General features: G+C 62.3%; 9 protein-coding genes. All 9 read left to right on the top strand.

The genetic code is table 11. The annotated features are described in order from the left end of the window. On the top strand, positions 1 to 483 hold the full coding sequence (locus AVKW3434_RS14175) for a TssQ family T6SS-associated lipoprotein (protein ID WP_284406363.1): 483 nt from the start codon (positions 1 to 3) through the stop codon (positions 481 to 483). Positions 484 to 510: 27 nt separating this feature from the next. Beyond that, complete coding sequence (gene tagH, locus AVKW3434_RS14180; RefSeq protein ID WP_284406364.1) at positions 511 to 2,712, top strand: type VI secretion system-associated FHA domain protein TagH; 2,202 nt, start codon at positions 511 to 513, stop codon at positions 2,710 to 2,712. After that, positions 2,709 to 3,497, top strand: coding sequence for a PP2C family protein-serine/threonine phosphatase (locus tag AVKW3434_RS14185; RefSeq protein ID WP_272563866.1), 789 nt, complete (start codon positions 2,709 to 2,711; stop codon positions 3,495 to 3,497). The genes tagH and AVKW3434_RS14185 overlap by 4 nt, the downstream gene beginning before the upstream one ends. A 29-nt stretch (positions 3,498 to 3,526) precedes the next feature. After that, positions 3,527 to 4,096 carry a type VI secretion system lipoprotein TssJ gene (gene tssJ / locus AVKW3434_RS14190; RefSeq protein ID WP_284402179.1) on the top strand — a complete coding sequence of 190 codons (570 nt, stop codon included), beginning with the start codon at positions 3,527 to 3,529 and terminating at the stop codon, positions 4,094 to 4,096. 5 nt (positions 4,097 to 4,101) lie between these two features. Further along, positions 4,102 to 5,436 (top strand): type VI secretion system baseplate subunit TssK, encoded by a 1,335-nt coding sequence (tssK, locus tag AVKW3434_RS14195; RefSeq protein WP_284406365.1) that lies wholly within the window; start codon positions 4,102 to 4,104, stop codon positions 5,434 to 5,436. Between the two features lie 8 nt (positions 5,437 to 5,444). Further along, the gene (locus tag AVKW3434_RS14200; protein ID WP_284402174.1) at positions 5,445 to 6,785 is read left to right on the top strand and encodes a DotU family type VI secretion system protein; all 1,341 of its coding nucleotides are present in this window, start codon (positions 5,445 to 5,447) and stop codon (positions 6,783 to 6,785) included. 2 nt (positions 6,786 to 6,787) lie between these two features. Beyond that, a complete protein-coding gene (tssM, locus tag AVKW3434_RS14205) occupies positions 6,788 to 10,414 on the top strand; it encodes a type VI secretion system membrane subunit TssM (RefSeq protein WP_284402172.1) in 3,627 nt (1,208 codons plus the stop codon). Then, on the top strand, positions 10,396 to 11,121 hold the full coding sequence (gene tagF, locus AVKW3434_RS14210; RefSeq protein WP_284406367.1) for a type VI secretion system-associated protein TagF: 726 nt from the start codon (positions 10,396 to 10,398) through the stop codon (positions 11,119 to 11,121). The genes tssM and tagF overlap by 19 nt, the downstream gene beginning before the upstream one ends. A gap of 74 nt (positions 11,122 to 11,195) precedes the next feature. Continuing rightward, a complete protein-coding gene (gene tssA, locus AVKW3434_RS14215) occupies positions 11,196 to 12,203 on the top strand; it encodes a type VI secretion system protein TssA (RefSeq protein ID WP_284406368.1) in 1,008 nt (335 codons plus the stop codon). Positions 12,204 to 12,426 lie beyond the last annotated feature (223 nt).

Genomic DNA, 12,426 nt, shown 5'->3' on the forward strand with positions numbered 1-12,426 from the left:
ATGAAATACAGATTTCCTTTGATTGTTGGCCAGTGCATGCTCGGCCTGTTGCTGACTGCCTGCCAGACGCCCCCTCAGGGTGCGGCGACGCCGGGAGCGGATGCCGCAACGCAGCAGCCTGCCGTGCCTGAACCTGCCAAGCAAGATCCGGTGGCAGCCAAGGAACAAGCGCTGGCGCGTGCTTTGGATGTGTACGCAGATGGTCGTTACGACGATGCGATTGCTGCGTTGACCCCTTTGATTGGCGCTCCTGAACTGCCACTGGCCTCCCAGGTGAAAGTGCTCAAGTTCATCGCTTTCAGCCACTGTGCGATGGGCAGGCTCAGGCAATGCCGTCAGCATTTCGATCTGGCGCTCGAACAAGATCCCACCTTTCAGCTGACCGAGGCGGAAAAGGGGCACCCCGTTTGGGGCCGGGAGTTCAATGCGGCGCGCGCTGCGGCAGCCCGTGCAAAGCAGCGCAGCAATCGAAAAGCCCCTTAAGCAAAGCGGATCAGTCAGGCACCGTCCATGGATAAAGTCGAACTCAGAGTCGTTCAACAGGCCGATCTTGCAGTGGATCGGACTTGGTCTGCAGTTTTCGGCGTTGCCGGAGGCACCATCGGCCGAGGAGGGCAGAACAAGTTGGTGCTGCCCGACTCCGATGCCAGTGTGGCCCGCGTGCATGCGATGGTCCGCATGGAGTCCGAGGCGGCTTTCATCGCCAACCTGTGCGAGCGCCGCTCCATCACTGTGGCTGGACAAGAGGTACGCTCTGGCGAAGAGGTGCCGCTGGCGATCGGTGATGAAGTGGTCATCGGCCCTTATCGCTTGTACGCGTTGCTGCCAGGGCAGGCCTTGCCTGCACCAGCGGCGCCAGCTCTCGCGCCAGCCGTCAAAGCAGACGTTGCGCCGGTGGTACCCCTGCAGGTCCCCGCTGCCGCTCCGCAGGCGCCTGCAAGCGGCCTCCTGGAGGAGTTGCAAGCCCCGGCTGATGCGGGCGACAGCAATCCTTTTGCCATCCTGGGCCTGGCTTCAAATCCCATCGATGCATCCGCCGACGCAGAACGGCCGGCCGTGCCTGCGTTTATGGCGATGCCGCAAGAAGAGGCGGCCACTGCCGAGCTGCCTTCAGGTGTGGAAGCCGAGCCTCTGGTCTCCAATGCCTCCCGGGATGCCGGTTTGCAAGTGCCTCTGGTGCCGGCAGACCTATCTCCGACCGCCGGGGTTGCCACTGCGCCGCTGCCTTCCGGATGGGACGACACCCCATTGCCTCGGAGCGCGCCAGCAGTTGCGCATCGTGCACTGGTCATCCCGGACGATTTCGATCTGTTTGCACAGGACCCGAAGAAGCAGGCGCAAAAGGGCGACCCTTGGGCCGGAGGCTTGCAGACGAAGAGTCTGACGGACGTCGCCAATCTTCGCCATGACGAGTTGCTGAAAGCGTTGCCGGTCTCCGGACGCTTCGAGCATCAGATGGACAATCCTGCCCATACAGGCCTGCCCAAGGCGCTTGAACCCCGCAACGAGTTGGACCCGTTGCGTCTGTTCCAGCAGGACCGCGAAACGCCAGCCCTTCAAGACAATTCACTCGCAGTGCCTGGATGTGATCTATCGCAGGCTTTCAGCATGCCGAAGAGCGCGATTGCTGGAAGCGGTATGGACGAGCGTCTTCCTGTGGGGGCGTTGGGAATCGAGGCCATCAGCGTCGATGCGGCGGTGTCCTCCACGAAGGCCAAGGTCGCGCCTGTCGATCTGGCGATACCGGTACCGAACGAGCCTGTGGTAGCGCCTTTGCCAGGCCTTCGCAAGGTGGAAGGGCTGAACCTGGACAGCTTCGGAGGTGGACTGCCTGCAGCGGATTCCGATTGGCTGACTCCCATCGAGCCGGTGTCGCCAGTCTTGGAAAAAGGTGCAGTCCCGCCGGCCTTCTTGGAAGATCGGCCAGGGCAACACCGGGACGAAATCATGTCCTTTGCGGCACTTGTGGAGCCGCTTCCGCCATCCAATTTGCCTGCACCTGCACCTGCACCTGCACCTGCACCTGCACCTGCACCTGCACCTGCACTCTCGCCTTCTTCCGACTTTCCTGCACCGGCTACCTTGCCAGGACTGGCGGCCATGCCTCCCGCGGAGTTGAGCGCGTTGGTCACCGCTTTTCTGGACGGCGCCGGGGTGTTGCCGAAGAAACTGGAGCCCACGCTCACGCCGGAGTTCATGCGATCTTTTGGCGAGGCGTTCCGTGTCGCGGTGCAGGGAACCATTGACTTGCTGGCAGCCCGCTCCGAGATCAAGCGGGAGTTTCGCGCGGGCGTCACGGTGATCGCCTCCGGTGCCAACAACCCGCTGAAGTTCTTGCCAACACCGGATGGCGTCATCATGCAGATGATCGGGCAGAATTTTCCGGGGTTCATGCAGCCAGTTCCGGCCATGAAGGACGCCTACCAGGACCTGTGTGTGCACCAGTTGGCATTGATGGCCGGTATTCGGGCGGCCTATGCCGAGGCGCTGGCGCGCTTTGATCCGGTCGAGCTGGAAAAGCAGGCTGCTTCCATCGGCGGGATGCTTGGAAAGGTTTCCTCCATCGGCCGCAAGGCGGCTTTGTGGGACGAATACAAGAAAAACTTCGATGCCATCCGCCGGGATGCGGAGGACGATCTCACCGCCTTTTCTGGCCAGGCTTTCCTGGAAGCCTATGAGAACGCGGAAGCCGCTGCAAAGGCCAAGTTGTGATTGCACATGTTGTTGGCGATCAGTATCGGTTCCGTCTCACCGCAGCGTCGCTCTCGGACAGGGGCTCGCGCGCGACCAATGACGATTTCCTGGGAATGGTGGATGTGGGAGGCCGCGGGTTTTGCTGCGCATTGGCCGATGGGGCTGGCGGCCACGGCCACGGCGGATTGGCTGCGCGGCTGACGGTCAACGCGGTTCTGGATGGCTTTCGCCACAACCCGCTGTTCGCGCCCGCAGGCCTGGCCTCGTTGATTTCGCTGGCCGAGCATACGGTCGCGGTGGAGCAACCGTTGTCGGTTTCCCGCCGACACATGAGTGCCACGGTGGTCCTGCTGTGCCTGGACTTGGCCAAAGGCCGTGCGCTCTGGGCGCATTGGGGCGATTCACGCCTGTATTGGTTCAGGGACCAGCGAGTGCATCGCATGACGGAAGACCACAGCGTGGTGCAACAGCTGCTGCACGCGGGGGTCTATCGCAACGAGGACCCTCGGGATCTTCCGAACCGGAGCGTTCTTGCGGGCGCCATCGGGGCCGAGTCGCAGATTCCTCCCACGGTGCTTTCCAAGGCCGTCGATCTGGTTGCAGGAGATGCCTTCCTGCTGTGCTCGGATGGGCTTTGGGAAGGCATTCATGAAGACGATATGGAAGAGGCATTGCGGCTCAGCCAGAACCCGGAAGATTGGCTGGAGCACATGGAGGCCACGCTGCGTGCGCAGGGGAAGCCGCATCAGGACAACTTCAGCGCATTCGCCATTTGGGTGTCACCCAGTGAAGACGGGCTGTGAAAACAGTTCTACCAACAAAGGAATCGACGATGCTTGATCGGGTTTATGGATTGCGCCGTGCTTTGCTCGGAGGGGCCGTGGGTGTCGGTGTACTGGGCCTTGCCGGATGCGGTGTCATCAGTTCGATGAATCGCCCCCAGGAAGCCCCTACTGCCGTTCCGCCGGCCATTTTCGAAGTGGTCGCCGATGCCAAGCTCAATCCCGATGTGCATGGCGCTCCCAAGCCTATCTTGCTTCGGATGTACGAATTGCGTGCCACAGCGGCGTTCGACAAGGCCAGTTTTCTGGACCTGCAAGAAAAGGATGAAGCGCAGCTGGCAAGCGACTTCGTGCGTCGCGAAGAGTTTCTGGTGGTACCTGGAGAGCGGCGGGTCTTCGAGCGCAAGGGAAGTGCCGAGGTCCGTGCCTTTGCTTTTTTCGCGGGCTACCGTGATCTGGAGAAAAGCACCTGGCGCGCCACTGCGCCGGCACCCAATTCGGTGGAGATGCGCCGGCGCTGGTGGGGACTGGGTGAGACCGAACGCCTGAAGCCCGTGCGCTATCTGGTCACCGTCTCCCAGGACGCTGTCAAAGTTCAAATCCAAGAAAAAACGCAGTAACTATCATGGTCTGGCAGCGCAAGGTCGTATGGGCGGAGGGCATGTTCTTGCGCCCTCAGCATTTTCAGCAGCAAGATCGATTCACCGATTTTCTGGTGCAGGCACGCACGCTGCCCACGCAGTTCTTCTTCTGGGGATTTTCGAGCCTCGTCCTGGATACGGAGCTTCTCGCGCTGGGCAAGATCGGCTTGATCTCTGCCGAAGGGGTGTTGCCGGACGGCACGCCTTTCAGCTTTCCCCATCATGACGAGCCCCCGCCCGCGTTGAGCATCGGCAAAGACGTCAAAGACACGGTCATTCACCTGGCTTTGCCGATGCGCCGGCGCATGGCTGCTGAGGTGTCCCTGGGGTCAGAGCCGAGCGCGCTCGTGCGCTATGCCGCAGAAGTGATCGAAGTGGCGGATTCCAACGACGTCGGCGCGCAGGCGGCCGAGGTGCAGGTCGGACAGATCAAGCTCGCACTGCGTGCATCGCAGGACATTGCCGATGGCTGGGTCAGTCTGCCGTTGGTGCAGGTGGTGGAGCGCCGCGCAGATGGCTCGCTGCTGTTGGACCCCACCTTCATACCCACGGTCGTCACCAATGCCGACATGTCCAACCTCTCAGTGTTCTGCCGTGAGCTGTTTGGCCTGCTGCGCCAGCGTGGCGCTGCGTTGGAAGAGCGCTTGACTCAGCCGGGTCGCGGCGGCGTGGGGGAGGTCGGCGACTTCCTGATGCTGCAGTTCCTGAACCGCTGGGAGCCGGCGGTGGAACACTGGGTTCGGATCCGCGCCATCCATCCGGAGCGGCTGTTCGATGACCTTCTCAAAATGGCGGGCGAACTGGCCACTTTCACGCGCGACCAGCGGCGTCCTGCGCCCATGCCTGCCTATGACCATGACGATTTGCGAAGCTCTTTCCTGCCATTGATGCTGGAGCTGCGGCGTGGCCTGTCTTCGGTGCTGGAGCAAAACGCCATCCAGATCGAACTGCAGGAACGCCAGTATGGCGTGCATGTTGCACTGATCCCCAGCACCGAGCTCTTGACCAGCTGCGACTTCGTGTTGGCGGTGCATTCGCAGGCGACGGTGGAGTTTCTGCGGGCGCACTTTCCGACCCAGATCAAACTGGGCCCGGTGGAGCGCATTCGGGACTTGGTCAATCTGCATTTGCCTGGCGTCACTCTGCGGTCCCTGCCGGTCGCTCCCCGCGAAATTCCCTACCACGCCGGGTACTCGTATTTCGAGTTGGATACGGCGCACGACCTGTGGCGCCAACTTCAAAACTCCGGCGGCTTGGCCTTGCACGTCTCCGGCGAGTTTCCTGAACTGCAGCTTGAGATGTGGGCCATTCGCCGTTAAGAACCGATATGTCCATTCAAACCTCTGGCAATGTATTTGCCTTCGATACCGGCACCGGAACTGCCGCGCCTCGGGCTGGGGCCTCGGCACCCCAAGCCTCTGGCGGCGCGGTGCGCGAAACGGCGCTTCCGGATGTCGTCAGCGGGGGCAACCCCCTCGTGGCTGCCTCCAACACGCTGCTGAATCTGATCCCTCAGATCCGGGCCATGGCCACCAATGGCGACCCTGGCGGATTTCAGCAGTTTCTGTTGGAAAACATCCGGCAGTTCGAAAGCCGGGCCGGCAACACCGGCGTGCCGATGGAGACCATCATCGGCGCCCGGTATTGCATCTGCACAGCGATCGACGAAGCGGCGGCGCAGACCCCTTGGGGTGGCTCGGGTGTCTGGCCCAAGTACAGCCTGCTGGTCGCGTTGCACAACGAAACCTGGGGCGGTGAGAAGTTTTTCCAGTTGCTCTCCAAGCTGGTGCAAACGCCCAACCAGCACATCGACCTCATCGAGTTGATGTATTTCTGCCTGATGCTGGGTTTCGAAGGCCGGTACCACGTCGTCGAAAACGGCAAGAGCCAGTTGGAGAGCCTCAAGGCCCGTCTGCTTCAAGTCATCGAAGGGGCGAGGGGGGACCGCAGCGGTGCCTTGTCGCTGCATTGGCGTGGCGTTCAGCGCGCGGCGGTGCCGCCGTGGACCTTGATTCCCTTTTGGGTGGCTGCCGCACTGGCCTTGCTGATCGCGTTTTTGATCTTCCTCTGGTTCAACTACCGCTTGGCATCGCGGTCCGACGATCTGTTCGCTTCGATCAACGGCATTCGCCTTCCGCAGGCCCCTGCCGTCATCGCCGCTGCGCCCAAGCCCAGATTGCGCCAGTTCCTGGAGCCCGAAATTCGAGAGGGCCTGGTGGAGGTGAACGACCTGGCCGACCGAAGCATCATCATCCTGCGCGGCGATGGGTTGTTCGATGCCGGTGCCACGGTGGTGAAGCCTCGGTATGTCGGCGTGATCGAGCGCATTGCCGCCGCGTTGAACGAGGTGTCCGGGAAAGTGGTGGTCAATGGTTACACCGACAACTCTCCCATTCGCACCGCTCGGTTTCCTTCCAACTGGCATTTGTCCCAGGAGCGTGCGCAGGCCGTCACCACCATGCTGACGAAGAGCGTCTCCGATGGGCGCCGGTTGCATGCCGAAGGCCGCGCAGAAAGCGATCCGGTGGCGCCCAACACCACACCGGAAGGCAGGGCGCTCAATCGCCGCGTGGAGATCGTTTTGCATGTTGCCCCGCAGACCCGTGACAGCGAGCTGCAGATCACCCCGGGTGCCAATCCCCGGGGCGGCGCCACCAATCAAAAATAAGCATGTTCCGCAAGATATTCGATTTCCTGTTCAACCGGTTCACGCTGGTCCTGCTGGGACTGGTGCTCTTGAGCTTGGTCATCTGGTTCATCGGACCGCTGATCTACATCAAGCCTTACCAACCCCTGGAAAGCCCTCAGGTCCGTGGATGGTTGATCTTTGCGATCTTCGCGTTCTGGTTCTTGAAGCTCTTGGTTCAATGGTGGCGAGCGAAGCAGATGAACGCTCGCCTGCTGTCCCAACTGGCCCGTTTCGGCACGGGTGACCGGCCGGCTGAAAAAGCCGGTCCAGGGGAAGAAGAAGTTGCCGAACTCGAAACCCGCTTCAAGGAAGCGATCAGCGTTTTGAGCAAGACGCGCTTTGGACAAACGGAACAAGGCTGGTTCGGACGGCTGAATCGCCGCTACATCTACCAGTTGCCCTGGTATCTGATCATCGGCTCGCCCGGCTCGGGCAAGACCACGGCGCTGGTCAATTCCGGTCTGGATTTTCCGCTGGAGGCGCAGTTCGGAAAGGCTTCGATTCGAGGCGTGGGTGGCACGCGCAATTGCGACTGGTGGTTCACCGATCAGGCGGTGCTTCTGGACACCGCAGGACGTTACACGACCCAGGAAAGCGATGAGACCCAAGACAAGGCCGCCTGGGGCGGATTCTTGTCCTTGCTGCGCCGATTCCGGGGGCGGCAGCCTGTCAATGGCGTGCTGGTCACGTTGAGTGTTCAGGAGTTGCTGAGCAGCACCGACGCGGAGCGTGAACGCCTGGCGCGGCTGATTGGCATGCGCCTGGGCGAACTATGCGAAGAGCTTGCGATCAAGTTCCCCGTGTATGTGCTGGTCACCAAGACCGACTTGCTGGCCGGGTTCAACGAATTCTTCGGCAACATGAACCGTGAGGAGCGGGCCCAGGTCTGGGGGTTCACCAGCCCATACAACGAAGGGGGTGTGCAAGAGGAGCCGGCAGCCCGCTTCCGCGCTGAATTCGACGAGTTGGCAGGGCAGATCAATCGCCTGTTGCCGCAGCGCCTGCTCTCCGAGCCCGATCTGGCGCGCCGGGGCTTGATCTATGGCTTGCCGCAGCAGTTTGTCGGTTTGCGCGATGTGTTGCAGGAAACGCTTTCCACCATCTTCGCATCGTCCCGGTTCAAGGAAAAGCCGCTTTTCCGGGGCGTGTATTTCACCAGCGGAACGCAAGAGGGCATGCCGTTCGACCGGGTGCTGTCGGCACTCTCGCGCCGGTTCGCGGTTCCTTCCCCCGCAGGGGCTTCGGTGGGCGCCAAAAGTGGCAAGAGCTATTTCATTGAAACGCTGCTCAAAGGCGTGATGTTCAATGAAGCGGGCTTGACTGGCCGCAATGCCAAGAAAGAACGGCAGTTGCGCCTTGCCCAGGCAGGAGGGCTCATTGCCCTGGTTCTGGCCCTGGTCGGTGTGACCGTCGCCTGGACCGTCAGCCACGACAACAACGTGGCCTACATCGGAGAAGTGAAAGACCGGGTTCCCGCGCTCAAGCAGGCGGTCAACGATGCCCGCGATGCCGACCCCGAAGACATGGTGAGCTTGCTGCCGCTGTTGAACAATGCGGAGTCCCTGGCCGTGAGCCAACGCTACGAGGGCGACTCCGCCCCGTTGAGCTGGCGCCAGGGCTTGCTGCAGGTGCCCAAGGTCCAGACGGCTGCGGATGCCACCTACATGCGCCTGCTCGAAGATGCCTGGCTGCCGCGCCTGTCCCGGCATTTGCGCCGGTCGCTGCAGCAGACGTCCACGAGCAACCCGGAGGCGAGCTTCGAAGCGCTGAAGGTCTACCTGATGCTGTACGAGCCTGAGCGCTTCAATGCCAAGGCCATCCGTGCATGGATGGTCAACGATTGGGAAACGTCTCTTCCGCCTGGTTTGGTGCAATCCGGCGTCGTCAACCAGCTCGCGCATCACCTCGACAATCTGATGGAAGACCGCGCGCTGGTGGCCCCGGTGCCGATGGATCAGCAGCTGGTGGCCGAAGTGCGCCAGCGGCTGGCCCAGATGTCGCCGGCACAACGGGCCTACAGCCGGCTCAAGCAATTGCTGCTCACGGGCAATTCGTTGCCGCCCGAATTCACGGTGGTTCGCGCCAGCGGTCCCGAGGCGCCACAGGTGTTCTCCCGCCGCAGTGGCCGTCCGCTGACCCAGGGCATTTCCGGCCTGTTCACCTATGACGGGTACTACGGGGCGTTCGCACAGGAACTGCCCAAGGTCACGGCGTTGCTGTCCCAGGAGGAAAGCTGGGTGCTGGGCAAGGCCGATGGGCGGCGCAGTACGGCCAACGAAGTGCTGACTGGTCAGCTGGCGCTCGAGGTCAAGCGGCTTTATCTGATGGAGTACGCGAAGCTCTGGGAGGACTTCCTGGCCGATGTGCGCCCGGTGCGCATCGCCTCTCTGGATCAGGCGGGCGAGCAGGCTCGCCTTTACTCTGCCGCCAATTCCAGCTTGGAGCAGTTCATTCGCGCCGTCGCGAAGGAAACCACCCTCGGCCAGCGCCCTTCCGCTGGGGGCGGAACCAGCAGTTGGCTGGGCGAGAAAATCAACCGCATCAAGGAAGAGCAGGAGCAGTTGAGCCGCCTGACCGGCAAGCAGGTGAATGTGGCGGGGCTGACCTCCAGCGGTACGCTGGAGGCGGATCTGGTCGATTTCCGCTTCCGCGAGTATCGGCGGCTGGCCACCTCGAACGGTTCGGGCCCTTCTCCCATGACTGCGAGCCTGCAGGTGCTGAACGAGGCGGCGGCGGTGATCGCATCGGCGCGGCAGCAGGTCAGTGCCGGTGGCACAGTTCCGCCTTCGCTGTCCGCCACGCTGGAGCGGGTACGCACGGAAGCCAAGCGCGTGCCGCCCCCTCTCAACGTCATGTACGAAGATCTGGCGGGAGCCACTTCGGCTTTCGTGGGTCGCGACGTGCGCGCCGCGGTGGGCGGTAATCTCAACGCCACGATCGGCGCCTTTTGCCGGCGCGCGATCCTGGGTCGCTATCCCTTCACGCGCAGCGCAGGCCGCGATGTGACGACGGATGACTTCGCCCGCCTGTTCTCCGTGGGCGGCACCATGGATGAATTTTTCCGCACCACGCTGCAGCCGATGGTCGATATTTCCACCAACCCCTGGAGCTTCAAGCAGGGTGTGGACGGTTCGCCCGTGGGCGGCTCTGCCGCGCTGGCTTCGTTCCAGCGCGCCTCCGTCATTCGGGATGTCTACTTCCGGGCCGGCGGGAAGGCCCCCTCGATCCGGCTGGACATCAAGCCCTTGGAGATGGATGCGGCCATCACGCAAATGGTGCTGGATGTCGATGGCGAAGTGCTGCGCTACCAGCACGGGCCTCAGATTCCGAAGTCGGTGAACTGGCCGGGTGCCCGTGGCACGGGGCAGGTCCGGCTGCAGTTGACCGGATCGGGGGCCGAAAACACCGGCTTGGTCACCGAAGGACCTTGGGCATTGCACCGGTTCTTCGACCGGGCGCAGATTCTGCCTGGCAACGCACCTGAGCGCTTCATCGCGGCTTTCAATATCGATGGGCGGCGCCTGCGATTCGAAATCACCACAGGCAGCGTGCTGAATCCTTTCCGTCTCAAAGCCATGGAGGAGTTCGAGTGTCCTGGCAACCTGTGAGTCAAGCGTCGCCGCAAGTGCAGTCCCGCATCGCCTGGTTTGGAAAGCTGCCGGGGCAGGGCGATTTCGTGGGACGCAGGATGCCCCGCGCCATCGGTGACGAATGGGACGCCTGGTTGAGCCGCGGGCTGGAGCAATTGCGCGCGCAGGGCCCGGGGCAATGGGAGCCTGGCTTCATTCAATCGCCGCTGTGGTTCTTCATTGCCAGCCTGGGCGGGAAGACCTTGCCGGTGTGCGGCGTGCTGGCCCCGAGTGCGGACCGCATCGGGCGGTGCTATCCCATCACGGCGGTGGCCATCGCCACCGATCGGACCAGCGCTTTGGTATCCGACCCGACTCTGGAGCGGTTCTTCTCTGGCACACGAGACGCCATCATCGAGGCCCGCAGGCTGGCCCTGCCTGCGGAAGAGCTGGATGCACGGCTTTCTTCGTTGCCATGGCCGTTTCACGCAGACAAGCCTGCACCTGCACCTGCACCAGCGGCTGCGCCCTCGATGGCGGGCATCCTGGCGGACCTGGGGCTGAGCCCATCGTCCGGTGGCGGCACCGTCAATGGCCGGCCCTGGAGCGCCGGGCGCGATATCTTGCGCTCGCAACAGGCGCGCAGCGTCTGGTGGTCCGATGCGGCTGGGGGCAGCGAAATGGTGGAGCACGGAGGTGCCTTCGATGGCCATCTGTTCTCTCGGCTTTTCAAAAAGGCCCCCTAGCCATGTCGCTGCTCTTCTTTCTTCTTTTATTGAGCCCGAGCGAGCATCTTCGATGCGAACTGACAGGTATTTGAATGATCGATCTTGACGCCCTGCTGGCGCCCACCAGCGATGCCCCACCTTGCGGTGAGGACCTGACGTACGACGCCGAGTTTCTTGCCCTGGAAAACGCCGCGAATGGCAAGCCGGAGCAGCAGTTCGGCGAGACGGTGATCCCGGCGGAGCCGCCGGACTGGCGTGACGTGGAAAAGCGCTCCACGGGGCTCCTGTCTCGCACCAAAGACATCCGGGTGGTGGCGAAGCTGTCCCACGCCCTGACCAACACGCAGGGCGTTCGCGGCATGTCCCAGGGGGTGCAGCTGATGTCTGCCATGTTCAGCCAGCATTGGGATCACCTCCATCCGCTGCCGGAAGACGGCGATCACTTCATGCGGATGAATGCGGTGGCTTCGCTGAACGACGTCACCGGGCAACTGCGGGATCTTCGCCAACAGGATTTCTTGCGGTCTGCTGCGGGTGCGATCAATGTCCGGGATGCGGAGGCCCTGGCGCGCGGCACGGCAGCCGATGGCACCATCAAGATGTCGCTGGATCAATTGCGTGGTGCCGTGTTCGACGCCTGGCGGCAGGGCAACGAGACGCTCCGCGCATGGGTCGTGGCCAGCGAGGCTTTCGATTCGATGCAAGCCATCTTCCGCGATCGGCTCGACGCGGACCAACGACCCGATCTGGAGCAGATTCGCGGCGTGTTCAGCGTGCTTCGCGATCTGATTCCCAAGGATGCCGATGCTGCCGCGCCGGTGTCGGACACGGTGGAAGAGGCGGGAGCCGTACCTGCTGAAACGCTTGTGGCTGTCGCAGCCAACCAGGGATTTGCGCTGCGCACGCGGTCCGATGCCGTGTCGCGCCTGATGGAGATTGCTGAATTTCTGGAACGCACCGAGCCTACCAATCCTGCTCCCTTGCTGATCCGAAGGGCCGTGCGGCTGATGGGCCTGGATTTTCTGGACATTCTTCGCGAACTGTCTCCAGACAGCGTGGCCCAAGTGGAAAATATCACTGGGGTGAAGAGCCCTCTGTAAACGTTTTGTAGCATTTAGTCGCGAAGGGCTGGAGATACTTGCGGGACGGAGCGCAGTGCGGATACTGCAGCCTGTCCAAAGTTCCAATCATGGGTTGGAGCCTGGATCCGCGGACCCTCTCTGCGGTATGTTCCAGTAGCAGGGTAGTAATCCAGCCGACCAAGAACGGTGAGACGGCGCGCCCAAACAAATGGGTGTTCCATTTTGTTATGAATTTGTAAGT

The sequence above is a fragment of the Acidovorax sp. SUPP3434 genome (assembly GCF_030159015.1).
Classification (GTDB): domain Bacteria; phylum Pseudomonadota; class Gammaproteobacteria; order Burkholderiales; family Burkholderiaceae_C; genus Paracidovorax.